This window comes from Sulfitobacter sp. F26204 (assembly GCF_026410305.1).
Lineage (GTDB): Bacteria > Pseudomonadota > Alphaproteobacteria > Rhodobacterales > Rhodobacteraceae > Sulfitobacter.
Window position 1 is genome coordinate 355,930 of sequence record NZ_JAPMLQ010000001.1, and the last position, 25,988, is coordinate 381,917.

Sequence of the window (25,988 nt, forward strand, 5' to 3'; positions counted from 1 at the left end):
AAGCAATAGAAAGCCTGTGCGCAACAAAACTGATCTGACCCTGCCACCGGACGTATTGTTCCTGAATCCATGGCGAGATCCGGGCTTTCGACTGTTGCTTGAGCCAGAATATGTCTGGCGACCGATGAAGGGGGCGAATATTGTCGGCTTCGCGGCAAGCGCCCATCATGAAATCAATCAAAAGATTGATCACTTTCTGAAAGGCACCAACAAAAACAGACGCTTTTCCAAACCGGTCGAGGTCAACGCAGTGCCGGTAATGTTGGACCGTGCCACCTTTCGCAAATCCTTTGTCTTTGCCCGAGACCGCGTGATGTTGAGCGGAGCGGCGGCCACCCGGGTCATTAACAGGTACCGTTGGGAAAACGAGGCAGCAGATTTTGATCCTGATCAACGGTTAAACGATTTTTTTGCATCCTGCCGGGAACGTAACGAAGGCAAGGAACTGCCGTTGTACTCCGGGTTGCTGGGCGCGGATGTTTGCTTTGCTGTCGAATGTCGCAATACCTTTAACTATTATCACTTTATGACAGAGTCCCTGAGCCAGCTGACGGTTCTGGACGGCCTGGATTTTCAGGGAAAAATATATTTCCATTTTCCCAATCACGAGAGCAAGCAGAAACCCTTTGCCAAAGCTTTTGCCGAAGCCTTGTTTCCGGAGTTCAAAGACCGAATTTTCTTTGAACGGGTGCCAAAGGATTATGCAAAGGTCTTGACCTGTTTTGATCTGATAGGTGGTCACCATATGGCACCGGCTGCCGATTTCGACGGTTTGGACGCCTTGATGCCGGCTGCCATGCAGCAACAGGGCGGCGTTCAACCCATCGAAACGCGTGTGCCACTGGCGATGAATGCGGTCAGTCGCAATTTGATGTCCTTACGGGCGCGTGCCCTGCGGGCGATTGAAGGGAAGACCTTTGATCACCTGCCAAAGCGGTTTTTCGCAGGGCGCGATACGCGTCAAAGTCGTTCCCGGCAGATGGAAGGCGAAGAAATCCTGTACGAACACCTGGAGATGTTCGGGTTTGAATATGTTGTTTTCGAGAGCCTCAGCCCATTGGAGCAAATCGCCCTCATGGCGCGCGCCGAAGTAATGGTTTCATATCATGGTGCGGGATTTACGAACATGTTGTTCGCCGGACCGAATACTTATGTGATAGAGATCGGTACACTGCAAACGGCGCAATTCCGATGGGGCGATTTCTGGCCTGTCGCACATGCATCCGGTTGCAAGTACATCAGTTTCTATGGAGACTTTCGTTCCGAAAATCCCTTGATAGAGCCTGTTTTTGAGAAAGATGGTATAGTTGCCGCCTCGCTTTCAAAGCGGGCGATCAGCCAGATCATGGCCTTTATCGTCACGATTCTGGGGCATTATCCTGAACTCAACAGGCCCCGTGTTCTTGCCCAGCTTGCGGGTGAGGTCTTGCAGGCAGGTGCGGCGGAACAAGCGATTGGTTTACTGGAAAAACATAATGAACTGGTGTGCCAACATGCGCGGCTTTGCTTGATCAAGGCGGACTGTCACAAGGAACTGGGAGAGCCGAAGTCGGAGCTCTTGGCGCTGGACATGGCACATAAGGCCGATCCAACACGCTGGCAAACTTTGGTTCGAATGATCTGGTGTGCCAACCATTGTGACAGACCTCAGGTGATCCGTTGGGCGCTTGCGATGCTCAAGTCTGATTTTCCTGACAGGTACGACGCTTTTGTCGGCAATCACGAGTGGGTGCGTTTTGTGGCGTGACGGAGCGGCGTGATTGTACGTTTGCGCGATCAAAGCTATGAAAAGATAAACAAGAGAAAGCGCAACCCGTGACCAGACACAGAATCACCGATGATGAGGCGCTTGCCTTTCACCTTGAGCCGTCTCCAGGAAAATTCGAGATTACCGCAACAGTTCCGATGACGACGCAGCGGGATTTGTCGCTGGCCTATTCGCCCGGTGTGGCCGTACCCTGCGAGGCAATCGCGGCGAATCCGGAGACGGCCTATGACTATACCAACAAGGGTAACCTTGTTGCTGTGATTTCAAACGGTACAGCAGTGTTGGGTTTAGGGAATCTTGGTGCACTGGCGTCCAAGCCTGTGATGGAGGGCAAATCGGTCCTATTCAAACGGTTTGCCGATGTAAATTCGATCGATATTGAATTGGATACCGAGGATTCCGAGGCTTTCATCAATGCGGTGAAACTGATGGGCCCGACGTTTGGCGGCATCAACCTCGAAGACATCAAAGCGCCGGAATGTTTCATAATTGAGCAGCGTCTCAAGGAAGAGATGGATATTCCGGTCTTTCACGATGACCAACATGGCACGGCGGTTATTTGTGCTGCGGGACTGTTGAATGCGCTGCATATCTCAGGGAAAAAGATCGAAGATGTGCGTATTGTTCTGAATGGCGCAGGTGCGGCTGGCATTGCTTGTCTGGAACTGCTCAAGGCTATGGGCGCGCAGCACAACAATTGCATCATGTGCGACACCAAAGGCGTCATCTACCAGGGTCGTACCGAGGGTATGAACCAGTGGAAGTCGGCCCATGCCGCGAATACTGAACTGCGCAGCCTCAAAGAGGCGATGAATGGCGCGGATGTGTTTCTGGGGGTGTCCGTCAAGGGTGCTGTGACCGCTGAGATGGTCGCCAGCATGGCCGATGACCCTGTGATTTTTGCGATGGCGAACCCGGACCCTGAAATCACGCCCGAAGAAGCCCATGCAGTGCGCATGGATGCCATCGTGGCGACCGGTCGTTCCGACTATCCGAACCAGGTAAACAATGTGCTGGGTTTCCCCTATCTCTTTCGCGGGGCGCTCGACATCAATGCCCGCGCCATCAATGACGAGATGAAAATCGCTTGCGCGCACGCTCTTGCCAACCTCGCCCGCGAGGATGTGCCGGACGAGGTTGCCGTTGCTTATGGCAAAACCCTGACGTTTGGGCGGGATTACATCATTCCTACGCCTTTTGATCCGCGATTGATCTGGCGTATTCCGCCGGCAGTGGCAAAGGCCGGAATGGATACCGGCGCAGCGCGGCGTCCGATCATTGACATGGACGCCTATGAACTAAACCTGAAATCGCGCATGGATCCGACCGCCAACATTCTACGTGGGATCAATGCGCGGGCACGAACAGCACAGGCGCGAATGATCTTTGCAGAAGGGGACGATCCACGAGTATTGCGTGCTGCGGTGACCTATCAACGCTCCGGACTTGGCAAGGCCCTGGTTGTAGGTCGCTCCGATGACGTGAAGCTCAAGCTGGAAGAAGCCGGGATGAGCGATGCGGTACGCGAGCTTGAAGTCGTGAATGCGGCAAATACCAGTTACCTGGATGTGTATAAGGATTTTCTCTACAAAAGGCTTCAGCGTCGCGGTCATGATGCAAAGGACATTCACCGCCTTGCTGCACGTGACCGGCATGTGTTTGCATCCTTGATGTTGCAGCATGGGCATGGTGACGGATTGGTGACAGGTGCAACACGCAAATCTGCGCATGTGCTCGAACGTCTGAACCATGTTTTTGACGCAACGGCAGAGCACGGCGCAGCGGGCATCACCGCGTTGATGCACAAAGGACGCATCGTTTTTATCGCTGATACCCTCGTTCACGAATGGCCGGACCAAAACGATTTAGCCAACATCGCAGAGAGCGGTGCCGCGGTAGCGCGTCATATGGGGCTTGAGCCACGCGTGGCCTTTGTCAGCTTCTCGACCTTTGGTTATCCAGTTTCCGAACGCGCCGAAAAGATGCATCAGGCACCCAGAGTGTTGGATGCCCGAGGGGTTGATTTTGAGTATGAAGGTGAAATGACGGTGGATGTCGCGTTGAATGTGACGGCGCAGGCGCACTATCCCTTTTCGCGATTAACAGGCCCGGCAAATATCCTGGTTGTGCCGGCGCGTCACTCTGCCAGTATTTCGGTCAAGTTGATGCAGGAAATGGCCGGGGCAACCGTGATCGGACCCATTTTGACGGGCTTGGACAAAAGCATTCAGATCTGTTCGACGACGGCGACCGCCAATGACATCCTGAATATGGCAATTCTCGCCGCTTGCAAGGTTGGCGAATGATCTGGAATCTCGGCTCTATCAACGCAGATAATGTCTATTACCTATCACATCTGCCGGGACCGGGTGAAACGCTCGCCGCTGAAAAGTTCAAGCAGGGATTGGGCGGCAAAGGCGCAAACATGTCGGTCGCTGCTGCCCGAGCTGCGGCAAAGGTTGTTCATATCGGAGCTGTCGGCCAGGATGGAAAATGGGCCATTGATCGTTTGTTAGACTATAGTGTGGATACTCGGCATATCGCTGTCGTGGATGGACCGACGGGTCATGCGAATATAAATGTTGACGCAAAAGGAGAGAACAGCATCACGCTGTTTCCGGGTGCGAATGACGTGCTCCCTAAAAAGATGATAGGTGCAGCATTAGCCGAAGCCGGGCCAGGTGATTTTCTGTTGATGCAGAATGAAACCAGTGGTCAGAACTTTGCGGCTGAAACAGCCAAAACACTTGGATTACGTGTCGCTTATGCGGCTGCGCCTTTTTCCGCTAAAGCGGTGCAGGGGGTGATTGCACAGGTAGACTTGTTGGTTCTGAATGCCGTCGAGGCAGCACAACTGCAGAAAGAGACCGGTCAAACGATTGAATCCATGGCTGTGTCTGACATTGTGATCACGCTGGGTGGTTCAGGCTGCAAATGGATCTCTAACAAGGGAGAATCCTCCCGCCTTTTCTCAGCATATGCTGTAGATGTTGTCGATACGACCGGTGCAGGAGATACTTTTACCGGGTATCTGGTTGCCGGGCTGGACAGGGGGTTTGCCATGGAGGACGCGATTGATCTGGCGTTGCGAGCCGGTGCATTGATGGTGTCGCGGGAGGGAACGGCGGATGTGATCCCCGATCTCAAGGAGATACAGGATCACGATTTTTCCTAATTCACAAACGGCGCCGCACTACCCCAAAGCTGCTTGATCCGGGCATCGCGGCCGCAGCCTTTGCGATAGCGCTTGTAAGCAACAGATTTTTTGACCCCTAGTCCGACAGAAGTGATCGCCAACCGTTCGCTGCTTTTGTAATAGTTCTGATGATAGGCATCAGCGGGATAGAAGGGGCTGGCAGGCAGAACCGGTGTTACGATCTTTTTGCCAAGCGCAGTTTCTGCTTCTGACCTTGCTTTGTTGGCCGCATCTCTTTGCACGGAGTCTGCGGCAAATATTGCAGACCGATAAGAGGCACCACGATCACAAAACTGACCACCGGCATCCGTTGGATCGATCGAGCGGAAAAACATGTGAAGAAGCGTATCACGGCTGACCACCTCTGGATCAAACAGAATTTGCACCGCTTCGTAATGCCCGGTGCCGCCATTGGTTACCTGTTTGTAGGTGGGATTTTCTGTCTTACCTCCTGTAAACCCTGAAACCGCTTCCTTTACTCCGGGCACTGCTTCGAAGTCAGATTCGACGCACCAGAAACACCCGCCAGCAACGGTTAGGGTCTCTGTTTCCGCCGCACGCGCCGTGATGGTTTGTGCACAAAGCGCGACTCCTATTAGTCCGGCGAGGGCAACCAGTTTCAATGTTGAAAGATTGATCATGTCAGTCTCCTTTTTCTCAGGCTGCTCCGATCGTCTAAAGTGCGCAAGGCGCTTCGAAGGTTCCTCACGCGGTGGTGATGGTACTTTACCACTTGGCAGTGCGCCGTAACATTTCTAGCGTTGGCTGAACCAACAAGGAGAACAGCATGCGTATCGCGATGTGGTCCGGGCCGAGAAACTTGAGCACGGCGATGATGTACAGTTTTGGTGCCAGGGATGATTTTACAGTGATGGATGAACCGTTTTATGCGCCTTATCTTGCTGCTACCCGGATGATCCACCCTATGCGAGACGAGATCCTCGCGGTGCATGAAACAGACCCTAACAAAGTAGATAGGGCCTGTAGGAGCGGTGGATCACCACATTTGTACATGAAGCATATGCCGCATCACATGATCGAGGGTTTTCCGCTTGGTTGGGCCAAAGATTGCGTGCATGTGCATCTGATCCGTCATCCGGCACGGGTCGTGGCAAGCTATGCCGCAAAACGCGAAGCGCCAACGCTCGAAGACATCGGATTTGTACAACAATCACGTCTTTTCGATGCGCTGGGCGGCGTGGTCATTGACAGCACTGATATTCGATCTGATCCCGAGCGGATGTTGAAAACTCTGTGCAGTGAGATTGATCTGCCCTTTGATCCTGCGATGCTCGGCTGGCCCCGCGGCCCTAGAGAGGAAGACGGAGTTTGGGCGAAACACTGGTATCACGCTGTGCATAAAAGCAGCGGATTTGCAGGTTCAGAAGGGCCCCTGCCGGAATTAGATCCTGATCAGGCTGGGCTGGTTGATCAGGCGATGCCTCATTACGAAAAAATGCGACAGCTTTGTTTGAAAGGTTAAGGCAAAGCCAAAGTCGCAGGTCAGCAGAATTCAGAAGAAAGATCGGGCCCGAACGATCCATCCGGGCCCGATAACCTTATTTCAGACGCTTGTCGCGCGCAGCCAAAAGCTTGAGGCGCAGGGCATTCAATTGAATGAATCCAGCGGCATCTTTCTGATCATAAGCACCGGCATCATCTTCAAAGGTTACATGAGCTTCGGAATAAAGCGAATGATCTGACCAGCGGCCGACGGTGCGCGCATGCCCCTTGTAGAGTTTCAACCGCACAACGCCCGTTACATGGGTTTGGCTGGCGTCAATCGCAGCCTGTAACATTGTGCGTTCGGGGCTGAACCAGAAGCCGTTATAGATCAGCTCGGCATATTTTGGCATCAATTCGTCTTTTAGATGCATCGCGCCGCGATCCAGCGTGATTGATTCAATGCCTCTATGCGCTTCGAGCAACAATGTACCGCCGGGCGTTTCGTAAATGCCGCGTGACTTCATGCCGACAAATCGACCCTCAACCAGATCAAGACGGCCGCAGCCATGTTTGCCGCCGAGTTCGTTCAATTTGGTCAGGATTGAAGCAGGTGACATTGTTTCGCCATTGATCGACACGGCATCGCCGCGCTCGAATCCGATTTCGACATATTCGGGTTCATCTGGTGCGCTTTCGGGCGATACAGTGCGCTGATAGACGTATTCAGGCGCGTCAATGGCAGGATCTTCAAGAACTTTGCCTTCCGAGGAGGTATGCAGCAGGTTGGCATCAACGCTAAACGGTGCTTCGCCACGTTTGTCCTTGGCAACGGGGATCTGATTTTTCTCTGCGAATTCCAGTAGCTTTGTGCGGCTCGATAAATCCCATTCACGCCATGGCGCAATCACCTTGATGTCAGGGTTTAACGCATAGGCGGCCAATTCGAACCGAACCTGATCATTGCCCTTGCCGGTTGCGCCATGTGCAACGGCATCGGCACCGGTTTCTTCGGCAATCTCTACCAGACGTTTGGAAATCAACGGGCGCGCGATGGATGTGCCCAGCAAATACAGGCCTTCGTAAACCGCGTTTGCGCGGAACATCGGGAAAACGAAATCACGCACGAATTCCTCACGTACGTCCTCGATGTAAATCTCTGATGCACCCATCATTTCGGCCTTGGCGCGGGCCGGCTCAAGCTCTTCCCCCTGGCCCAGATCGGCAGTAAAGGTGACGACTTCACAGCCATATTCAGTTTGTAGCCACTTGAGGATGATCGAGGTATCAAGCCCACCAGAATAGGCGAGAACAACTTTTTTAGGTGCAGACATGTGGGTCTCCTTTGGCGTTTAACTGCGAGGTAGCGGGTTTTGCCGACGCGGGCAAGATGGTGCCCCGCGTTGACCTGAGCCCGCAGCAGGCCTAACGATGAAGGAAAAGCGAAGGGCAGACATGTGACAGAGAATTTTCAAGCGATGGCAACTTTGGCAACGACAAAGATGCGGCCTGTTTTCCCTTCGACACCGCTATTGCGAAATGCGCTTTTGTCGGCCCGTTTCGATGCAGATGTCTATTTGAAACGCGAAGACCTCAGCCCGGTGCGATCCTACAAGTTGCGCGGCGCTTTCAATGCAATGCGCAAGGTGATCCCGGAGCAAGCGCTTTTTGTTTGTGCCTCTGCGGGCAATCATGCGCAGGGCGTTGCGTTTATGTGTCGTCATTTTGGGGTGCGCGGCGTTATCTTTATGCCGGTCACCACACCGGAACAGAAGATCTTTAAGACACGTATGTTTGGTGGTGATAACATTGAAATCCGCCTTGTTGGTGACTACTTTGACGCGTCGCTCGTGGCAGCACAGACATTTTGTAAGGCAGAAGGCGGGCATTTTTTATCACCCTTCGATGATGAGGACGTGATTGAAGGTCAGGCATCAGTAGCGGTTGAAATCGAACAGGAATTGGGGGGCATACCTGACCACATCATACTGCCTGTGGGGGGTGGTGGCCTGTCGGCGGGAATCTTCAGCTTTTTCGCGGATGGATGCCGTTATTCTTTTGTCGAGCCGACCGGCGCAAAAAGCCTCGCCGCGGCACTCGCAGAGGGGATGCCCGTCGATGTTTCGCCTGTCGATACTTTTGTAGATGGCGCATCTGTCGCCAAAATCGGTGCCCGAACCTTTGAACGGCTAAAGGGGATTAATCCGCAGGATATTATCGCTCTCGACGAAGATCGGATTTGTCGCACCATTGTAGAAATGTTGAATGTCGAAGGTATCGTGCTGGAACCTGCAGGGGCGATGGCGATCGAGGCACTCAGTGAAGTTGCGGATCAAATAAAGGGCAAAACTGTCGTGTGTATCGCGTCGGGCGGCAATTTTGATTTTGAACGTTTGCCAGAGGTCAAGGAACGCGCTCAACGCTATGCGGGGCTCAAGAAGTACTTTATTCTGCGCCTGCCACAGCGCCCCGGTGCGCTGCGTGATTTTCTGGATACACTCGGGCCAAATGACAATATCACGCGGTTTGAATACATGAAAAAATCGGCGCGCAACTTTGGCTCTGTACTGATCGGGATTGAAACCGATGTACCGGAGAACTTTCCAGCGATGTTTGCGCGTATCGACGCAAGGGGATTCACTTACTCGGATATCACCAACGACGAGACCTTGGCGCAATTCGTTATCTAGGGAGAGGCAGATGAAGTTTGAAGGCAGCTCGGTGGTGATCACCGGGGCGGGCAGCGGTATCGGGGCGGCAATTGCCCGTCACGCTGCGGCCAAAGGCGCAAAGGTTTGCGTTTCCGATCTGGACGGAGACAAGGCCCGCGCTGTCGCCCAAGAAATTGGGGGTATGGCCTTTGCGTGCGATGTTCGCAAAGAAGCGCAAATCAAGGCCTTGATCGAAGCAGCAACCAGCACCCAGGGTGAAGTGGACATATTTGTTTCCAACGCAGGTTTGGGCCAAGGTGAGCCTGATCATGCTGCCTCGCAAACTGATGAGCACTGGAATTTAAATTGGCAGGTCCATGTGATGAGCCATGTCTACGCGTCACGCGCATTGCTGCCACGCATGATTGAACGAAAATCCGGTCATCTGGTGACTGTTGCCTCTGCCGCGGGATTGCTTAATCAGGTTGGGGATTCGGCCTATTCGGCTACCAAACACGCGGCGGTGAGTTTTGCGGAGTCGCTGGCCATTTCGCATGGCGATGAGGGGATTGGTGTATCGGTGGTATGTCCTCAATATGTGGCGACGCCGCTTTTGGGCCTATCGGACGAAGATGCCGTTTCGCAACCCTCGTTGCTGACGGCAGATGATGTTGCAGCGGCGGTCGTTTACGGCGTTGAGGCCGGGCGGTTCCTGATCTTGTCGCATCCCGAGGTGCAGACCTATGCCATTCACCGGGCGAAAGATCATGACCGTTGGGTAACAGGCATGCAGATGTTGCGTGCAAAGGCCGTGGATACTTTCGGAAGCGTTCAAATCGAGAATTTCTATAAACTTATCTGACTTGGCAATCGGTCAAAATATCAAGAATTGCCGTTCCGAAAATCAAACTTTGTATCCGGATAGCGCTTGGCATTCCGGAACAACGGCCTGGTTCATGCAAACGCTTTCTTCAACTTTCGAGCGAAGGCCGCAACGCGCTTGCGTTTTTACCTTGCCTTAAGCGGAGTCTGTCAAACATCGAACCGAGCCTCCAATAGCAGGAATGAAATGGAAAAACGGCACCCTATCCCGAATGGGTCGACGACCGACGCCTGGCACGCTGGCCGCCACCGTATTCTTGTCGTCGATGATAGCCGTCTTCAGCGCCGAATCTTGTCAAAGACACTTAGCAAATGGGGATTTGACGTTATCGAAACCGATACCGCAGAGCGGGCATTGGAAATTTGCGCCGAACATATGCCTGATCTGATTGTCAGTGACTGGATTTTGCCCGGCATGTCGGGCATCAATTTCTGCCGCGCATTTCGTGAAATGTCCCAGGACGGGTATACCTATTTTATTCTCCTGACCTCCAAAAGTGACAAGGTTGACGTAGCACAAGGTCTTGACTCCGGGGCCGATGACTTCCTGACGAAACCTGTAGATGCAAGCGAGATGAGGGCGCGGATAACCGCAGGAGAGCGGATATTGCAGATGCAAAGGGAACTGTCAGACAAAAACCGTTTGGTGAGCGAGACACTTGATGAACTACAGCGGGTTTACGATCTGCTGGATCAGGATTTGCTTGAGGCCAAGAAACTTCAGCAGTCGCTTTTGAGGGAACGACAATGCGATTTTGAAGAGGGCCATCTTTCGTTGATGTTGCGTTCTTCTGGACATGTTGGTGGTGATCTGGTTGGATTTTTTCCTACCGATGATGGGCAGTTGGGCTTGTTTGCAATTGACGTATCCGGCCACGGGATCAGTTCGGCATTGATGACGGCAAGATTGGCAGGGTACCTGTCGGCCATGGCACCGGATCAGAACATCGCACTGGCGCGGGGACCTGACGGTCGCTATGTCGCCAACCCGCCTGAGCAGGTCATTGAAAAATTGAACGATCTAGTGCTGACTGAGATGGATACAGAGCACTATTTTACCTTGCTATTGGCTTTTGTGGATCTCAGCTCGGGCAAGGTAAAGCTCGCCCAGGCCGGACATCCACACCCATTAGTCCAGCGCGCAGATGGCTCTGTCGAACAATCTGGACCGGGCGGGTTTCCTGTTGGCCTCCTTGAGGGTGTTACCTTTACCCAGTTTGATCTGCAATTGTCCCCGGGTGACCGTCTGTTGTTGTTGTCGGATGGAGTGACTGAATGTCCGAATGGAACCGGCGATACATTGGGTGAGGAGGGTTTGACGGAATTGATGCAAGGGCTGACGGAGTTTCGGCAAAATGCGTTGCTGGAGTCACTTATGTGGGAGTTGTCGAGATTTGCGGGTACCGATGAATTTCCTGATGATGTTTCAGCCATCCTGTTCGAATACAGCGGCACCGGTTAGCGAATAAAGCGACTTAAAAACATGCGGTCACCGTCATTGCCCAGGGAGTCGATCGCATCGTTTCCTGACATGATCAGCGTGACATGATCAGCCTCGATTGGTTCCGCAATCTGTTTGACGGGACGGGCAACAAAGATATGGCAAAGCTTTTCAGCCCATAGATCGTATTCCGGCATAAAGACAAAGCGACGAAAAGCGCCGATTCGCCGTGGCGCTGAAATGCGCCAGCCGATCTCTTCCAGAACCTCACGATGGAGCGCCTGCAGCGGAGATTCAGCGGGGTCAATCCCGCCACCGGGCAATTGTACATCTATTTTGTCTGTTACCTGCGCCGTCAACAAGAACCGGCGTTTAAGGGGTAAAATGGCATATACACCGGGTCGCAGGGTGTAGTTCTGGCCTTTGACAGGAGGGTCGCCCACACGTCTGATCATTGCCTTCCCCTTTATCCCGTGCTTGCCGCGCCTATATAGACGCGGTATGCCAAGCAGCCCGAGATAAGGAAACCCTTCATGACTACGTCACATCAGCCCGGCACGGCTTTGCCTGGAAGCCAGATCGCTTGGGACGACAGCGTGTTACCATTTCAACTGGATCTAAGCGATGTCCGTGGCCGTGTGGCGCGACTTGATGGTGTATTGGGCGGTATTCTCAGTCAGCATGATTACCCCCCGCAAGTCGAAGCATTGGTCGCAGAGGTAGCATTGCTTGCTGCATTGATTGGGCAAACGATAAAACTGCGTTGGAAATTGCAGTTGCAGGTGCAGTCGAACGGCCCTGTGCGCATGATTGCGACAGATTACTATGGCCCAGAAAAAGAAGGGGATTCCGCCCGTATCAGAGCCTATGCAAGCTATGATGCCGATCGGTTAAGTGATGGAGCGCCTTTTGATCAGGTGGGCGAAGGCTATTTTGCTGTCATGATCGACCAGGGTGAGGGCACAACGCCCTATCAGGGAATAACGCCGCTGGATGGTGCGTCACTGGCGGCCTGTGCAGAAGCCTATTTTGCCCAGTCCGAACAATTGCCGACCCGATTTTCACTAAGCTTTGGACGATCTTCCGGTCCAACCGAAAAAGAGCATTGGCGTGCGGGTGGGGTCATGTTGCAGCACATGCCCAAGGCTTCGCCATTCGCGGCCCAATCCGAAGGTACCGGTGAGATTCTGAGTGCATCCGATTTGCTGGATAACGACGAGGCGGAAAACTGGGGGCGCGTCAACATTCTGCTTGATACTGTCGAAGACCTTGAATTGATCGGGCCCAGTGTGGCACCAACTGATCTGTTGCTAAGGTTGTTTCACGAAGAACAACCGCGAGTATTTGATCCGCAGGCGGTGCGGTTCGGCTGCACGTGCTCGGAAGATCGAGTCCGCCAAAGCCTTTCAATCTATTCGGCCAAAGACATCGAAACCATGACGACAAGTGAGGGTCGTGTGACCGCTGATTGTCAGTTCTGTGGCGCACATTATGATCTTGATCCGAAAACGGTTGGATTTGAGGCTGAAAAAACAGCGGATGATTGAACAGATTGATCACATTCGGATAGCCTTGGCGCGGACCGGGGCTCAGACATCCGATTTTGATCTGAACCCGGATGTCGTTTTGTCGGAGAGCCGTGCGCTGCGGCCGGCCGGTGTATTGGCACCGATTATTGAACGCGATGGGCAGTTACAGCTGCTGCTGACCAAACGATCCTCTGCACTAAAACATCATCCGGGGCAGATTTCATTCCCCGGTGGCAAACAGGATGAATCAGATGTCGATGCCACCGCTGCTGCGCTGCGTGAAGCCCGCGAAGAAATTGGTCTTCCAGAAGAGATCGTGGATGTTCTGGGTCATTTACCGGTTCACGAAACCGTCACCGGTTTTAGTGTAAAGCCGGTAATCGCATTTGTGAGAGGCAATTTTAACATCATACCGGAGCCCGGTGAGGTTGAAGAAGTCTTTACTGTTCCCCTGGATCACGTTCTGGACCCGGACAATTTCCTGATCCAGTCGCGCCGATGGCGCGGGAAAAGGCGTCATTATTTCGTTGTGCCATATGGTCCCTATTACATTTGGGGCGCGACCGCGCGTATGCTGCGTGCATGGACCAATCTGATGACATCATGATCCCTACAGATACACCCTGGCTTGTCGATGACGCAGCGCAAGAGTTATGCAGGATAATAAAGACAGCGGGCTTTGACATTTTTTTTGTCGGTGGCTGTGTACGCAATGCGGTTCTGAATGAACCGGTGGGCGATGTCGACTTTTCCACCAACGCGCGCCCGCAGCAGGTGATCAATATCGCCAAGGGTGCGGGCCTGAAGGCCATTCCGACAGGCATTGATCACGGTACGGTCACTGTTGTTGTGGATGGTACAGCTTTTGAAATCACGACTTTCCGTCGAGATGTTGCAACGGACGGACGTCGAGCCGTTGTCGTGTTTTCAGACAACATTGCCGACGACGCCCGCCGCCGCGATTTCACGATGAACGCTCTTTATGCGACCCCGGATGGTCAGGTGATCGACCCGTTGAAGGGGATGGATGATCTGTTGTCGCGCCGTATCAGATTTATCGAGGATGCAGATGCGCGCATCAGGGAAGATTACCTGCGCGTGTTGCGGTTCTTCCGTTTCGCGGCTTGGTATGGTGAATCTTCGCAAGGTTTCGACGCCGATGCTCTTGCGGCAATTGCGGCGAATGTTGACGGATTAGAGACGCTTTCGGCCGAACGGGTGGGTCAGGAAATGTTGAAACTGCTTGCCGCGCCTGATCCTGCGCCGGCAATTGCGGTGATGCGGCAAACCGGTGTCTTACAGGCAATTTTGCCCGGGTCCAATGACCGCTTGTTAGGTGTTTTGGTGCATATGGAAAATGCGCTGGGCCTTTGCGCCAATGTTATGTGCCGACTTGCCGTATTGGGCGGAGAGGAGGTTCCGAAACGATTACGGTTAAGCAAATCTGATGCCAAGGTGCTGTCGATCATCACCGAAACAGGATTCGGCGGCCCATCACTTGCCGAGATCAGCTATCGTTACGGCGTGAAGGCAGGACAAAGCGCGATGTTAATTCGTGCGGCGCTTGCGGAAGAAGTACCAGAAAGAGCCTTGTTAGAGAATATCGAAAAAGTAGCACGGGCCGTTTTCCCCGTTTCCGCCAAAGACCTGATGCCCGAATTCGAGGGACCTGCGCTGGGTGTAAAATTAGCAGAACTTGAACGACTCTGGATCGACTCTGGGATGGCCCTGAACACAGGCGAACTGCTTGCTCGGCGCTGACCCCTCGACAAATTTCCAAGTCTTGGCTATGCAATGTAAAGAACAAGGAGGAATGCAAAATGTATCGTGGGATCTGGTTAGCCTAAAGCTGTCATAACCTTCTTTCCCACTGGGATGCGCCTATGCGCTACCCGGTTACTTTGCATGTTCTACCTCAAGGCTTCTCCTTATGTTTCGTTTTTTTGAAAACCTGATTGATCCGTACACAACCTATACCGAAAATGACGCGCCGCCGCGCAAGCTTTGGCCCTTCTTGCGCGAATATTGTATTCCATTCAAAGGTGTCTTTGCGCTCACCGCATTCATGTCGATCGTTGTCGCTGCGATTGAGATCGGTTTGATCTATTATATGGGTCGGATTGTCGATCTGCTGGGAACGGAACCATCGCTGATGTGGTCCACATATGGGACCGAGTTGTTGTTCCTGGCGTTTTTTGTCGTGGTGCTTCGACCGTTGGTACAGGGGTTGGATGTGGCCTTGATCAACAACACCATCTTACCGAATTTTGGAACCCTGATCCGCTGGCGGGCGCATCGACAGGTCCTGCGTCAATCGGTTGGTTGGTTCGAGAATGATTTCGCCGGGCGCATCGCCAACCGTATCATGCAGACACCGCCTGCAGCAGGTGAGGTCGTGTTCCAGACCTTTGATGCGATTTCATATGCTTTGGCCTATATGATCGGAGCCGCGATCCTGTTGATGACATCGGACTGGCGGCTGATGCTGCCCTTGTTGGTCTGGTTTGCACTATATGGCGGTTTGATCCGCTGGACGATCCTGCGGGTTGGACCAGCGTCCAAGGCTGCTTCGGATGCACGTAGTCAGGTTACGGGTCGCGTTGTTGATGCCTATACCAATATTCATTCCGTCAAGATGTTCGCGCATCATGAGCTTGAAGTCGATTTTGCCAAGGAAGCAATCGAGAACGCACGAACGACCTTTCAGCAGGAAATGCGAATCTTTACCAAGATGGACGTGACGCTTGTGGCCCTGAATGGGTTGTTGATTGTCGGAGTTGTTGGCTGGGCACTGGCGCTCTGGACTTGGGGTGAGGCCAGTGTCGGTGTTGTAGCCGCTGCCGCCGCGCTGACCTTGCGTCTCAATTCCATGACCAGTTGGATCATGTGGGCGCTTTCTTCGTTTTTTCGTGAGTTGGGCGTTGTTGCGGAAGGTATGGAAACCATCGCTCAGCCCATCGCACTGGTTGACAACCCCGATGCAAAGCCGCTGGATCTGAACAAGGGGCAGATCGAATTGCGCAACCTGACCCATCATTATGGGCGTGATCAAGGTGGCTTGCAGGGGCTAAATCTGCTTGTAAAACCGGGCGAACGGATTGGTCTGATTGGCCGTTCGGGTGCGGGTAAATCGACACTGGTCAAGTTGCTTTTGCGTTTTTACGATGCCGAAGGTGGCCAGATCTTGATCGATGGTCAAGATCTGGCGGAGGTGAACCAGGACAGCCTTCGCAAGTGTATCGGGATGGTGCAACAGGACAGTTCGTTGTTGCATCGTTCGGTTCGTGACAACATCCTGTATGGTCGACCCGACGCAACGGAAGCAGAGATGATTGCAGCGGCCAAGCAAGCGCAGGCCCATGATTTCATCCTTGACCTCTCGGACCCGGAAGGGCGCAGCGGATATGATGCTCGTGTTGGCGAGCGCGGTGTAAAGCTCTCTGGCGGGCAGCGTCAGCGTATCACACTGGCACGGGTTATCCTCAAGAATGCGCCGATCCTGCTGTTGGACGAGGCGACAAGCGCGCTTGACAGCGAGGTCGAAGCTGCAATTCAGGAAACTTTGTATGGGATGATGGCGGGCAAGACGGTGATTGCAATCGCACATCGCTTGTCGACCATTGCTGAAATGGACCGGATTATCGTGCTGGATGCGGGACGGATTGTCGAAGAGGGAACCCATAACGCGCTTTTGGCCAAAGAGGGCCTATATGCAGACTTCTGGGGCCGTCAATCGGGTGGTTTTCTGAAGCTTGATGAGGAAATTGGAGAAGAACCGCGTGAAAATCTCTGATTGGATAAATCCGTTCGCACCCGCCGACGGACCGCCTCCGCAAACGCTGGCTGCATTCATCCGCTGGAGCCTTACCGGCGCATGGGGGGTATTGGTTCTGGCCGCGCTGTTGTCGGCAGTTGCAGGATTATTGGAAGCAGGCACCGCCTGGATTCTGGGCCGAGTCATCGACGCAACCATCAGCGCAGGCCCAGAGGCGTTCTTTGACGGGCGCAATGTCGGACTGATCCTTGGTGCGATTGCGTTCTTTCTGATTGCACGGCCTGTGTTGTTTGCCATTTCGTCAGCAGCAAATTCGATTGTTGTCGGGCCCAACGTGAATCCCCTGGTTTTGTCGCGACTGCATCGTTGGACCTTGGGACAGAACGTCGGGTTCTTCGATGATGATTTTGCTGGCCGTATCGCGCAAAAGCAGATGCAGACTTCGCGTGCCGTTACCGACGTCGCGATCGAGATGATCAATGTGGTGGCCTTTGCGCTTGCGTCATTGTTCGGATCTGTGGCCCTGTTGGTTGCAATTGATTGGCGTGTGGCTGTTGGATTTGCTGCCTGGCTGGCGATGTATTTTGCGCTGATCAACTGGTTTCTTCCGCGTGTTCGCAAAAGATCTGCGGCCCGCGCCGGGGCCCGCGCGATGGTATCCGGTCAGGTCGTTGACACGATCACGAATATCAAAACCGTCAAACTGTTTGCACATGCGGACCATGAGGACCGTGCGGCGCTCGGCGCGATGCAATCATTCCGGCATCGTGCCCTGGAATTTGGCTATCTTGCCGCCGGTTTTCGTTTTGCTTTGATGAGTCTCGCCGGTCTGCTGCCTGTGCTGCTGATCGGTGGCACGATCCTGTTGTGGCAACGCGGTATTGCCACGGAAGGCGATATTGTTGCATCTGGGGCGATTGCCATCCGGATTGCTCAGATGACCGGTTGGGTCAGTTTTACCTTGATGGCAATTTATTCCAATGTGGGTGAGATCGAAGATGGCATGAGAACGCTTACTCCTCCTGTCAGGGCGGACAATGCACAGGATGCGCAAGTGTTGGATGTTTCCGACGGTGAAATCGAACTGCGCCATCTCAGCTTTGCCTATGGGCGCCAAACAGGCGGTATCGAAGATGTTGATCTGACCATTGCCTCGGGTGAAAAACTTGGGATTGTCGGCGCTTCTGGAGCGGGCAAATCAACCCTCGTTGCCTTGCTTTTGCGGCTCTACGAAAGCGAAAAAGGCACAGTTCTGATTGATGGGGTCGACATTAGGGATGTGACCCAAGAAAGCCTGCGGCGCAATATTGGAATGGTCACGCAGGAAACGGCGATGTTTAATCGCTCTGCTCGGGATAACATTTTGTACGGGCGCCCGGATGCGACCAAAGATGAAGTGATCGCAGCCGCCGAACGCGCCGAAGCGCATGAGTTCATTCAAGACCTGGAAGACCACAAGGGCAGGCGCGGCTATGATGCGCATCTGGGCGAACGCGGTGTGAAATTGTCGGGCGGTCAAAGACAAAGGATTGCTTTGGCGCGCGCCATTCTAAAAGATGCGCCTATCCTCATCCTGGATGAAGCGACATCAGCGCTTGATAGCGAAGTCGAAGCGGCGATCCAAACAGCGCTGACTCGGGTGATGGAAGGCAAGACTGTGCTGGCCATCGCGCATCGGCTGTCAACGTTGACAGAAATGGACCGGATCATCGTGATGGACGATGGACGTATCGTGGAAAGCGGAACCCATGAAGCGCTTTTGGCGCTTGATGGTCTTTATGCGCGATACTGGCAGCGGCAGTCAGGTGGTTTTTTGAATGTAAGGGCTGCGGAATAGCCTTGGGGTTGGTTCCGTAGCAGGCTAGAGCGGGCGCATGACAGAATTTAAGATACGCAGGTTGGGCCATCACGGTGACGGAATTGCCGAGGGGCCGTTTTATGTACCGATGACATTGCCGGGCGAAGTCGTGACAGGTGAAACAGATCAGCAGACATTGACAGGGGTGCGCATTGTCACGCCTTCGGATGACCGTGTTTCCGCACCCTGCCGGCATTTCAAATCCTGTGGTGGTTGCAGCCTGCAACATGCCTCGGATGAATTCGTTGCGGCCTGGAAGGTCGGGATTGTCCGGACGGCATTAGAGGCCCATGATCTGGAGACTGTATTCAAGCCAATTCTGACATCACCGCCAAATTCACGACGGCGCGCGACCTTTGCTGCCAAGCGCACAAAAAAGGGCGCGATGGCAGGATTTTATGCCCGTGGATCCGATGTGGTCATCGAAGTACCGGATTGTCAGCTTTTGCATCCTGAATTGATGACAGGTCTGGATGCTGCCAAGGAACTGGCACTGGTTGGCGCAAGCCGCAAGGCAGCGCTGGCCGTGACGGTCACCCTTGCACCAAACGGTCTGGACGTTGCTGTTGCAATGGGCAAACCGTTGGACGGTCCCTTGCGTCAGAATCTTGCGGAACTCTGCGATCGGTTGAAATTGGCGCGACTGAGTTGGGAAAACGAAGTGATCGGCACTCGCAAACCGCCGTTTCAACGTTTTGGCAAAGCCGAGGTATTGCCGCCTCCAGGCGCTTTTTTGCAAGCAACTCAACATGGAGAGGCATCGCTTTTGTCTGCGGTGCGTGAAGCGATTGGTAATGCAGCGAATATTGCTGATCTGTTTGCCGGATGTGGCACCTTTGCCTTGCCGCTCGCGCAAACCGCCAGCGTTTATGCTGTTGAGAGCGACGCAGGCATGATCAATGCAATGGATCAAGGATGGCGCATGACCAAAGGGTTAAAACCGCTGAGAGTCGAAGCGCGAGATTTGTATCGACGTCCCGTGTTGCCGGATGAAATGCGTAAACTTGATGCAATCGTTCTTGATCCGCCACGATCCGGTGCCGAACGACAAGTTGTCGAAATATGCAAGTCTTTGGTGCCGCGGATTGCTTATGTATCTTGCAACCCGGTGAGTTTCGCCCGCGATGCGCAAATGTTGGTGAAAGCGGGATATTCGCTGGATTGGGTGCAAGTTGTGGATCAATTCCGATGGTCAGCGCATGTGGAACTTGCCGCTTGTTTCAGTATTTCAGGGAAACGGCCCTCAGACCTCAATCTCACGGCTTTTTGAACGCGCTTTTTTTTGCTATGTGTTAGCGCAGTTAAATCGCGCCGGTAACATCCGGCTCAGAGGGCAATCGGGTATGAAACGCAGAAATCTAATTCTTGGGGGCACCGCGCTGGTGGCGTTGGGAGCCTGTGGCGGTAATAGTAAATTCAAACGGTATAACGGGCCGGAAGTCACCTATGTTGTTGTCAACAAAGGTACGCGCAACATGTATTTGCTGCATCATGACAAAGTCCTTGAAAGCTATCCAATCATGCTGGGGTTTGCCCCCTCTGGTCACAAAGAGATCGAAGGCGACGGTAAGACACCTGAGGGAATCTATTGGATAGACAGACGCAACCCGAACAGCCGGTTCCACTTGTCTTTGGGCATTTCCTATCCGAATGAACGAGATCGCGAACGTGCGCGCAGTTTGGGAAAATCACCTGGTGGCGACATCTTTATCCATGGCCAGCGCAACCCGCGTAAAAAGGACAAAGACGATTGGACCTGGGGCTGCATCTCTGTGACGAATGACCAGATCGAGCAGATTTACGCCATGGTCGGTGACGGCACGCCGATACAGATCAATCCCTGAGGCGATCGGCCAGACAATGTTTTGGGCAGTTATTCGCCCATCACCAATGTCCACCAGATCTTACCACCTCTTTCCTGAAACCAGGCAAAGCCCATGTTGCGGGCGTCATCGTCCAGGATCACCCTGCGCGTGTCGGGTTGATCCATCCATGCGGCAAGCGTTTCAAGTTCTGATTCGTATGTTTCTGAAATCGTTTCGCCGACCAGTTTGCCGGGATAGCCGACTCGGGTGATGCGGTCGATCGGGGAAGAACCGTCCGAACCAAAGTGCCAAGGACGGTTTTGCACCGACATATCCCGGGAATGGGTTGCGGCAGCGGCATTCAGCTGAGGGTTGAGCGCAACCGCGGCATGACCGCTGGCCTGACGCAAAGCGTTTACTGAATCAAGCATGCGGAATTGGATTTTTCCGGTGTCTGAACGATTGATCCTGTAGGCTTTAGGCAAGGGCTTGCCATCAGCACCCATTTTCGGAGCCGTCGGCGCACAGGCCGAGATTCCAACTGCAATTGCCAACAGGACAGATAAGATACGCAACATGAGATCGCTCCAACCACTTTGATTGCCCCTCACTATCCTGCGAGGCGTTGCAGTTCAAACGCACATCGGCGTTACCATGCCAGTTGACACTTGTTTGATTTGATACTGCGTCTTTCGGGTCATATATTACCTATAATCCAAAAAGTTCAAAGCGATGGGGACAACGATGTCTGACAAGCGATTTAATATAAAGAGCCGACGCAGCTTTCTGGCCGGTAGTGCAGCGATGCTTGCGACCCCGGCACTGGCGCAATCTAACGCCGCGGTCAATTCTGCGGCAACGACTCAGACCGAGCGCGATATCACCGAGGTCGTGCGGCGCAATATCTCAAGCTTTCGCACACTGAATTGGCAGCCCTACTTTGATAATACGAACAAGGGTGCAATTCTTGTCGATATTGACAGCCGTGCGGTGCATTTCTGGTCGGAAGATCAGAGCATCTACAAGCTTTACCCCTCAAGCGTGCCGTTAACGCCTGATTTGACGCGCCGCGGCCGCACGCGGGTCATTCTCAAAGATCCCAAGCCATCCTGGCGTCCGACTCCCTCCATGCTGGAGCGCAATCCAGAGTGGCCGCCCTTTATTGGGCCTGGGCCTGAGAATCCACTTGGCACACGATCTTTGCATCTGAGCTGGACCTATTACCGTATCCACGGGACACATGATACCCGCAAGATCGGGCGCAAATCATCCAACGGTTGCATCGGTCTGTATAACGAGCATATCGAAGAGCTTTATGAGATGGCCCAGGTGGGTACTCAAGTGTTGCTAATTTGACGACATCGTGCTGCTTGTGGGGCAAAACGGCTGAATCCGGGTTTGCAATCCTTCGGTTATGCTGTTTAGAAAGTCATACGAGGTAAGTCTTGGGCGCGTGCGCACAATTGTGCTGTACGCCTTTTATCGGAGGTTATAACTATGAAAAAACTCGTTCTCGCGGCTGCTCTGACAGCTGCTGCATCGACTGCATATGCCGGTTCTTTGGCAGATCCAATCATCGAAGCACCAGTAATTGTTGAAGAAGCATCAGGTTCTTCCGGTGGTATCGTTCTGCCATTGATCCTGTTGGCTCTGGTTGCTGCGGCTGTTGCTACCGATTAATCGGAAACGACAATCCAAATGGAAAAGGCGGTACTTCGGTACCGCCTTTTTTGTATTTTACAGATGGTCGCGGGCACTGAGCTGTTGCATGAAACCGAATCTTACAAACCGCCGGTCGACCGTCAGTCGCACCAGCCCTTCAGGTTTTCTTCGATCGTCGCAGTCAGCGCCTTGATATGCAGGTCATCATCGTTGAGGCAGGGGACATAGGTGAACTGTTCGCCCCCGGCTTCTTCGAAACTCTCTTTGATTTCTTCGTTAATTTCTTCCAGTGTTTCGATACAGTCGGCTGAGAAGGCAGGCGCACAGATGGCGATATTCTTGTTTCCGGCCTCGGCTTGTCTTGCGACTTCTTCGACAGTGTAAGGCTGTAACCATTCCTCGGGCCCGAACTTGGACTGAAAAGTCGTCATAATCTCGGTATCTTTCCAGCCAAGGCGTTCCTTTAACAGGCGCGTCGTTTTCTGACACTGACAATGGTAAGGGTCGCCTTCCATCAAATAGCGCACCGGCAGCCCGTGGTAAGAACAAATAAGTATGTCCGGCCGCGTTTCGATCTTGGAGTAGGCCATCTCGATCGAAGCTGCGAGCGCTTCGATGTAATCGGGACGCTCAAAATAAGGTTCGACGACACGGGCGATGGGCTGCCACTTTTCTCGACTCAAGGCGGCAAAGAAGGCGTCGCATGCAGTTGCCGACGTGGCACCAGCGTATTGCGGGTAAAGTGGGAAAAACAGGATCTTTGTGCATCCTGCCGCAGTCATAGCGGCCACTTTCGATTTGGTCGATGGATTGCCATAACGCATGCAGAAATCGACCATTACGTCATCGCCATAGCGCGCTTTCATCGCTGTCTGTATTTTTGCTGTCTGCGCTTTGGTGATGGTCATCAAGGGGCTTTCACCTTCGGCATGGTTCCAAATGGATTTATACGCCGCGCCCGAAGTGAAAGGACGTTTTGTCAGGATGATCGCTTGCAACAACGGTTGCCAAAGCCATGGACTGTAGTCGATCACTCGTTGGTCCGAGAGAAATTCGCTCAGATAGCGACGCATGGACCAATAATCATAATTGTCAGGTGTGCCGAGGTTGGCCAGCAATATGCCCACACGTTGCGCAGGAAGAGTTGGGTGGTCGTTGTCTTTTGGTGCTGGCCTCTTGGCTTGCATTGAGCGTTCCTTCGAAAAATCCATGTCGACGGTTCTTAGAGATGATGGCCGGTGATAGGTAGAGACATTGTTCCGATCGTCAAATGGGTAACTTTGTCTCATCTGTTCCCAAGGCATCCGCCAACCGCTGTTGAGCAGAGCCAGGGCGCAGCGGTTTGGGCTGATTTTCGGCAGGGGCCCAACCGGTCAGGAAAATCAGTTCGAATGTGGCGGTGATCCTGTCCTCGCCTGTGGCGAAATTTTCTTGATACAAATGCGCGGCGGTTTCGAGTACGGCGCGGCGTGTGGGCCGGCGCAGGCGCCCGGTGAGCGCATTGGTTTCGCCCATTGCCCTGAGGTCGCGCATCAAGTCCCAGGTATCCTGATATTGAACATTGTAGGTCAGGCTGTCGGCAACTGGCAGGGCAAAGCCTGCGCGCTGCAGCAACCCGCCCATGTCGCGTAGATCACCCATAGGCGCGACACGGGGTGACAGGCCACCGGTCACATCCGCCTCTGCCTGACCCAGACATGCGCGCAATTCGTGCAAAGTCTGACCGCCAAAGGCAACGCTTAGGAATAATCCGTCGGGCTTGAGCGCGCGGCGACACTGAACAAGCTGACCGACTGGATCATTCGCCCAATGCAGTGCCATCGCATGGATAACCAAATCATGTGCCCCAACTTCGAGCGTCAGCGTCTCTGCGTCAGGAACGATATGTGCCGTTGGATGCCGCCCTGACCAGATGTCCGGGGCACCTGTCACCAGGGCAGTGGAGTTAAACGACATGTTAACCATATCTATACGATCCTGCACCTCATCGGCGGCGGCTTGGTGCAGAAACATCGCATTATGATCAGCGCGGTGGCGATAACGCGCAAGTGTCTGCATGTCGGTCATTTGAACAGGCTGTGTCATGGGGAACCATTATGACGTTGTTACGCGGACTTCAAACAGCGTTAAATGCCATTTATCCTGCGCGGTGTCTTACTTGTGGCTCGATGGTCGATGGTGATTTCAAACTTTGCGGATCTTGCTGGCGGGATACGCCCTTTGTCGGAGGCACAATATGTGACAGTTGCGGTGTCCCGCTTCCAGGTTTGGATCACGGGGATCGACCACATTGTGATGCCTGTCTGGAAACGCCGCGCCCCTGGTCCAGGGGTCGCGCGGCAATGCTCTACCGGGACACTGGCCGCAAGCTGATCCTGGCTTTGAAACATGGTGACCGTCAGGAAATCGCGCATCCCGCTGGCTTGTGGTTGGCGCATGCCGCACGGGAACTCATTGCGACAAACACCTTGATTGCGCCCGTACCGCTGCATTGGCAACGGATGATCAAACGGCGATACAACCAGTCCGCATTATTGGCCAAGGCATTGGCAGGCGCGGCTGACCGTCCTTGGTCACCGGATCTGTTGCAACGGGTCCGGCATACGCGATCTTTGGAGGGTATGGGCCGACAAGACCGCTTTGCTACATTGGCAAAAGCGATTCGGGTACACCCCCGGCGGAGGCAACGATTGATCGGGAAGTCGGTGCTGCTGGTGGATGATGTCATGACATCGGGCGCCACCCTTGCCGCCTGTACCCACGCCTGTCTTGAGGCGGGATCAGGCCCGGTGAATGTGGTAACACTGGCGCGGGTGAGCAAAGAGGCTTAAGTCTTCACTTAACAAATATGTTAAAAGGACGGACCTATGAAACCTGTCGAGATTTATACATCGCCCCTCTGCGGGTTTTGTCACGCGGCCAAACGCCTTTTGAATTCCAAAGGTGTGGATTTTGCCGAAGTTGACGTCATGGCCCATCCAGAGCGTAAGGCAGAGATGATACAACGCGCAAATGGCAAGCGTACCGTGCCACAGATATTCATTGGCGACACGCATGTTGGCGGCTGTGACGAATTGCATGATCTGGAACGCGCAGGCAAACTTGATGCGCTGCTGGCTGCGTGATGCAGGGTGCGATTCTTCAACTCAACGTCAGTGATGACCCGGTTGCGAACCTTGACCAAACACTGGGAATGCTGCGCAAGGCCATTGTCGATGGGGCGCAGTTTGTCCTGACTCCTGAAGTGACAAATTGCATTTCGACCAGCCGCAAACATCAACAGCAGGTGTTGCAGTTTGAGGATGAAGACATCACTTTGACTGCCTTGCGCACCGAGGCCAGAGCAGCAGGTATCTGGTTGTTGATTGGGTCATTGGGTCTGAAAACCACTGATGCGGATCAGCGGTTCGCCAACCGGTCATTCATGATTGCTCCGGATGGTGAAATTGTCGCGAAATATGACAAAATTCACATGTTCGATGTTCAGATAAGCGAGACCGAGACCTGGCGTGAAAGCGAAGGATACCGTCCCGGAACACAGGCGGTGTTGGTAGATACAGAATTTGCCAAAGTCGGTCTGAGTATTTGTTACGATGTCCGGTTTTCTCATCTGTATCGTGCTTTGGCCAATGCTGGCGCGCAAATTCTGACGGTGCCGGCAGCGTTTTCGCCGGTCACAGGGGCGGCGCATTGGCATGCTTTGCTTCGGGCGCGGGCCATCGAATCTGGTTGTTTTGTAATTGCGCCCGCCCAGACCGGTACCCACGCCAGCGCGTCAAACAAAACCCGTGATACCTACGGACATTCGCTTGTGATCGATCCCTGGGGCGAGGTGCTTCTGGATGCCGGTACTGCAAGTGGCGTTTACAAATTCAATCTCGATATGGAAAAAGGAATGGCGGCACGGCAAAGGGTTCCTAGCCTTGTAAATGCCCGCGATTTCTCTGGTCCGTAATCGGGCTTCGTTTAGGTCAACAA

At 53.5% G+C, this 25,988-nt stretch carries 25 protein-coding genes and 1 pseudogene; 20 read left to right on the plus strand and 6 right to left on the minus strand.

Annotated elements, in window-relative coordinates; all coding sequences use genetic code 11:
• Positions 1-16 precede the first annotated feature (16 nt).
• The 3 genes from OS190_RS01675 (at position 17) to OS190_RS01685 (ending at position 4,943) form a co-directional block, all read left to right on the plus strand.
• Positions 17-1,747 carry a glycosyltransferase family 61 protein gene (locus tag OS190_RS01675; RefSeq protein WP_267156922.1) on the plus strand — a complete coding sequence of 577 codons (1,731 nt, stop codon included), beginning with the start codon at positions 17-19 and terminating at the stop codon, positions 1,745-1,747.
• 68 nt (positions 1,748-1,815) lie between these two features.
• A complete protein-coding gene (locus OS190_RS01680) occupies positions 1,816-4,074 on the plus strand; it encodes an NADP-dependent malic enzyme (RefSeq protein WP_267156923.1) in 2,259 nt (752 codons plus the stop codon).
• Positions 4,071-4,943, plus strand: a complete 873-nt coding sequence (locus tag OS190_RS01685) for a ribokinase (RefSeq protein WP_267156924.1) — start codon at positions 4,071-4,073, stop codon at positions 4,941-4,943. Before OS190_RS01680 ends, OS190_RS01685 begins: the two co-directional genes overlap by 4 nt.
• Here the strand turns inward: OS190_RS01685 and msrA are convergent.
• A complete protein-coding gene (msrA, locus tag OS190_RS01690; RefSeq protein ID WP_267156925.1) occupies positions 4,940-5,605 on the minus strand; it encodes a peptide-methionine (S)-S-oxide reductase MsrA in 666 nt (221 codons plus the stop codon). The two genes, OS190_RS01685 and msrA, sit on opposite strands and share 4 nt — an antisense overlap.
• Before the next feature lie 146 nt (positions 5,606-5,751).
• Here msrA and OS190_RS01695 point away from each other — a divergent pair, with 146 nt between their 5' ends.
• Positions 5,752-6,447: a sulfotransferase-like domain-containing protein gene (locus OS190_RS01695; RefSeq protein WP_267156926.1), complete on the plus strand. Its 696-nt coding sequence runs from the start codon at positions 5,752-5,754 to the stop codon at positions 6,445-6,447.
• Positions 6,448-6,523: 76 nt separating this feature from the next.
• Here OS190_RS01695 and OS190_RS01700 read toward each other — a convergent pair whose 3' ends face one another.
• Complete coding sequence (locus OS190_RS01700; protein WP_267156927.1) at positions 6,524-7,741, minus strand: argininosuccinate synthase; 1,218 nt, start codon at positions 7,739-7,741, stop codon at positions 6,524-6,526.
• A gap of 144 nt (positions 7,742-7,885) precedes the next feature.
• On the opposite strand from OS190_RS01700, the gene ilvA reads away from it, so the two are divergent.
• From ilvA to OS190_RS01715, 3 genes are all read left to right on the plus strand, one after another.
• Positions 7,886-9,097, plus strand: a complete 1,212-nt coding sequence (ilvA, locus tag OS190_RS01705) for a threonine ammonia-lyase IlvA (RefSeq protein ID WP_267157332.1) — start codon at positions 7,886-7,888, stop codon at positions 9,095-9,097.
• 10 nt (positions 9,098-9,107) lie between these two features.
• Entirely contained in the window at positions 9,108-9,920 is an 813-nt protein-coding gene (locus OS190_RS01710; RefSeq protein ID WP_267156928.1) for an SDR family oxidoreductase, read from the plus strand.
• A 207-nt stretch (positions 9,921-10,127) separates the two neighbouring features.
• Entirely contained in the window at positions 10,128-11,402 is a 1,275-nt protein-coding gene (locus tag OS190_RS01715) for a PP2C family protein-serine/threonine phosphatase (RefSeq protein ID WP_267156929.1), read from the plus strand.
• Here the strand turns inward: OS190_RS01715 and OS190_RS01720 are convergent.
• Positions 11,399-11,836 (minus strand): NUDIX hydrolase, encoded by a 438-nt coding sequence (locus tag OS190_RS01720; protein WP_267156930.1) that lies wholly within the window; start codon positions 11,834-11,836, stop codon positions 11,399-11,401. The genes OS190_RS01715 and OS190_RS01720 overlap by 4 nt on opposite strands.
• Before the next feature lie 78 nt (positions 11,837-11,914).
• Between OS190_RS01720 and hslO the strand changes: the two genes are divergently transcribed.
• The 7 genes from hslO to OS190_RS01755 all read left to right on the plus strand — a co-directional run bounded on the left by hslO (position 11,915) and on the right by OS190_RS01755 (position 20,387).
• Positions 11,915-12,928, plus strand: a complete 1,014-nt coding sequence (hslO, locus tag OS190_RS01725; RefSeq protein ID WP_267156931.1) for an Hsp33 family molecular chaperone HslO — start codon at positions 11,915-11,917, stop codon at positions 12,926-12,928.
• On the plus strand, positions 12,921-13,517 hold the full coding sequence (locus OS190_RS01730; RefSeq protein WP_267156932.1) for a CoA pyrophosphatase: 597 nt from the start codon (positions 12,921-12,923) through the stop codon (positions 13,515-13,517). Before hslO ends, OS190_RS01730 begins: the two co-directional genes overlap by 8 nt.
• Positions 13,493-14,671, plus strand: coding sequence for a CCA tRNA nucleotidyltransferase (locus tag OS190_RS01735; RefSeq protein WP_267156933.1), 1,179 nt, complete (start codon positions 13,493-13,495; stop codon positions 14,669-14,671). Before OS190_RS01730 ends, OS190_RS01735 begins: the two co-directional genes overlap by 25 nt.
• Positions 14,672-14,840: 169 nt before the next feature.
• Positions 14,841-16,703, plus strand: coding sequence for an ABC transporter ATP-binding protein (locus OS190_RS01740; protein ID WP_267156934.1), 1,863 nt, complete (start codon positions 14,841-14,843; stop codon positions 16,701-16,703).
• Positions 16,690-18,522, plus strand: a complete 1,833-nt coding sequence (locus OS190_RS01745; RefSeq protein WP_267156935.1) for an ABC transporter ATP-binding protein — start codon at positions 16,690-16,692, stop codon at positions 18,520-18,522. Before OS190_RS01740 ends, OS190_RS01745 begins: the two co-directional genes overlap by 14 nt.
• 37 nt (positions 18,523-18,559) lie before the next feature.
• Positions 18,560-19,813: a class I SAM-dependent RNA methyltransferase gene (locus tag OS190_RS01750; RefSeq protein ID WP_267156936.1), complete on the plus strand. Its 1,254-nt coding sequence runs from the start codon at positions 18,560-18,562 to the stop codon at positions 19,811-19,813.
• 73 nt (positions 19,814-19,886) lie between these two features.
• Positions 19,887-20,387 (plus strand): L,D-transpeptidase family protein, encoded by a 501-nt coding sequence (locus OS190_RS01755; protein ID WP_267156937.1) that lies wholly within the window; start codon positions 19,887-19,889, stop codon positions 20,385-20,387.
• A 29-nt stretch (positions 20,388-20,416) separates the two neighbouring features.
• Here OS190_RS01755 and dalA read toward each other — a convergent pair whose 3' ends face one another.
• A complete protein-coding gene (gene dalA / locus OS190_RS01760) occupies positions 20,417-20,926 on the minus strand; it encodes a divisome-associated lipoprotein DalA (RefSeq protein WP_267156938.1) in 510 nt (169 codons plus the stop codon).
• A 166-nt stretch (positions 20,927-21,092) separates the two neighbouring features.
• On the opposite strand from dalA, the gene OS190_RS01765 reads away from it, so the two are divergent.
• A complete protein-coding gene (locus OS190_RS01765) occupies positions 21,093-21,704 on the plus strand; it encodes a L,D-transpeptidase (RefSeq protein ID WP_267156939.1) in 612 nt (203 codons plus the stop codon).
• Positions 21,705-21,845: 141 nt separating this feature from the next.
• A complete protein-coding gene (locus OS190_RS01770; RefSeq protein ID WP_267156940.1) occupies positions 21,846-22,028 on the plus strand; it encodes a hypothetical protein in 183 nt (60 codons plus the stop codon).
• Positions 22,029-22,150: 122 nt separating this feature from the next.
• On the opposite strand, the gene hemH is transcribed toward OS190_RS01770, so the two are convergent.
• Both hemH and OS190_RS01780 read right to left on the minus strand, forming a co-directional pair.
• Positions 22,151-23,197: a ferrochelatase gene (hemH, locus tag OS190_RS01775; protein WP_267156941.1), complete on the minus strand. Its 1,047-nt coding sequence runs from the start codon at positions 23,195-23,197 to the stop codon at positions 22,151-22,153.
• Between the two features lie 79 nt (positions 23,198-23,276).
• Entirely contained in the window at positions 23,277-24,095 is an 819-nt protein-coding gene (locus OS190_RS01780; protein WP_267156942.1) for a methyltransferase domain-containing protein, read from the minus strand.
• Between the two features lie 11 nt (positions 24,096-24,106).
• Here OS190_RS01780 and OS190_RS20485 point away from each other — a divergent pair.
• From OS190_RS20485 to OS190_RS01795, 4 genes and pseudogenes are all read left to right on the plus strand, one after another.
• Positions 24,107-24,304 (plus strand): annotated as a pseudogene (locus OS190_RS20485) (double zinc ribbon domain-containing protein); the annotation flags it as partial.
• A 48-nt stretch (positions 24,305-24,352) separates the two neighbouring features.
• Positions 24,353-24,841: a ComF family protein gene (locus OS190_RS01785; protein ID WP_323370575.1), complete on the plus strand. Its 489-nt coding sequence runs from the start codon at positions 24,353-24,355 to the stop codon at positions 24,839-24,841.
• 36 nt (positions 24,842-24,877) lie between these two features.
• Entirely contained in the window at positions 24,878-25,135 is a 258-nt protein-coding gene (grxC, locus tag OS190_RS01790; RefSeq protein WP_267156944.1) for a glutaredoxin 3, read from the plus strand.
• Positions 25,135-25,965, plus strand: a complete 831-nt coding sequence (locus tag OS190_RS01795) for a carbon-nitrogen hydrolase family protein (RefSeq protein ID WP_267156945.1) — start codon at positions 25,135-25,137, stop codon at positions 25,963-25,965. The genes grxC and OS190_RS01795 overlap by 1 nt, the downstream gene beginning before the upstream one ends.
• Positions 25,966-25,988: the final 23 nt, after the last annotated feature.

Bases quoted from the DNA above. Each gene is read 5' to 3' on its own strand.
- OS190_RS01685 (WP_267156924.1), top strand. From the start codon at position 4,071: ATGATCTGGAATCTCGGCTCTATCAACGCAGATAATGTCTATTACCTA.
- msrA (WP_267156925.1), bottom strand. From the start codon at position 5,605: ATGATCAATCTTTCAACATTGAAACTGGTTGCCCTCGCCGGACTAATA.
- OS190_RS01695 (WP_267156926.1), top strand. From the start codon at position 5,752: ATGCGTATCGCGATGTGGTCCGGGCCGAGAAACTTGAGCACGGCGATG.
- OS190_RS01700 (WP_267156927.1), bottom strand. From the start codon at position 7,741: ATGTCTGCACCTAAAAAAGTTGTTCTCGCCTATTCTGGTGGGCTTGAT.
- ilvA (WP_267157332.1), top strand. From the start codon at position 7,886: ATGGCAACTTTGGCAACGACAAAGATGCGGCCTGTTTTCCCTTCGACA.
- OS190_RS01710 (WP_267156928.1), top strand. From the start codon at position 9,108: ATGAAGTTTGAAGGCAGCTCGGTGGTGATCACCGGGGCGGGCAGCGGT.
- OS190_RS01715 (WP_267156929.1), top strand. From the start codon at position 10,128: ATGGAAAAACGGCACCCTATCCCGAATGGGTCGACGACCGACGCCTGG.
- OS190_RS01720 (WP_267156930.1), bottom strand. From the start codon at position 11,836: ATGATCAGACGTGTGGGCGACCCTCCTGTCAAAGGCCAGAACTACACC.
- hslO (WP_267156931.1), top strand. From the start codon at position 11,915: ATGACTACGTCACATCAGCCCGGCACGGCTTTGCCTGGAAGCCAGATC.
- OS190_RS01730 (WP_267156932.1), top strand. From the start codon at position 12,921: ATGATTGAACAGATTGATCACATTCGGATAGCCTTGGCGCGGACCGGG.
- OS190_RS01735 (WP_267156933.1), top strand. From the start codon at position 13,493: ATGGACCAATCTGATGACATCATGATCCCTACAGATACACCCTGGCTT.
- OS190_RS01740 (WP_267156934.1), top strand. From the start codon at position 14,841: ATGTTTCGTTTTTTTGAAAACCTGATTGATCCGTACACAACCTATACC.
- OS190_RS01750 (WP_267156936.1), top strand. From the start codon at position 18,560: ATGACAGAATTTAAGATACGCAGGTTGGGCCATCACGGTGACGGAATT.
- OS190_RS01755 (WP_267156937.1), top strand. From the start codon at position 19,887: ATGAAACGCAGAAATCTAATTCTTGGGGGCACCGCGCTGGTGGCGTTG.
- dalA (WP_267156938.1), bottom strand. From the start codon at position 20,926: ATGTTGCGTATCTTATCTGTCCTGTTGGCAATTGCAGTTGGAATCTCG.
- OS190_RS01765 (WP_267156939.1), top strand. From the start codon at position 21,093: ATGTCTGACAAGCGATTTAATATAAAGAGCCGACGCAGCTTTCTGGCC.
- OS190_RS01770 (WP_267156940.1), top strand. From the start codon at position 21,846: ATGAAAAAACTCGTTCTCGCGGCTGCTCTGACAGCTGCTGCATCGACT.
- hemH (WP_267156941.1), bottom strand. From the start codon at position 23,197: ATGCAAGCCAAGAGGCCAGCACCAAAAGACAACGACCACCCAACTCTT.
- OS190_RS01780 (WP_267156942.1), bottom strand. From the start codon at position 24,095: ATGACACAGCCTGTTCAAATGACCGACATGCAGACACTTGCGCGTTAT.
- OS190_RS01785 (WP_323370575.1), top strand. From the start codon at position 24,353: ATGCTCTACCGGGACACTGGCCGCAAGCTGATCCTGGCTTTGAAACAT.
- grxC (WP_267156944.1), top strand. From the start codon at position 24,878: ATGAAACCTGTCGAGATTTATACATCGCCCCTCTGCGGGTTTTGTCAC.
- OS190_RS01795 (WP_267156945.1), top strand. From the start codon at position 25,135: ATGCAGGGTGCGATTCTTCAACTCAACGTCAGTGATGACCCGGTTGCG.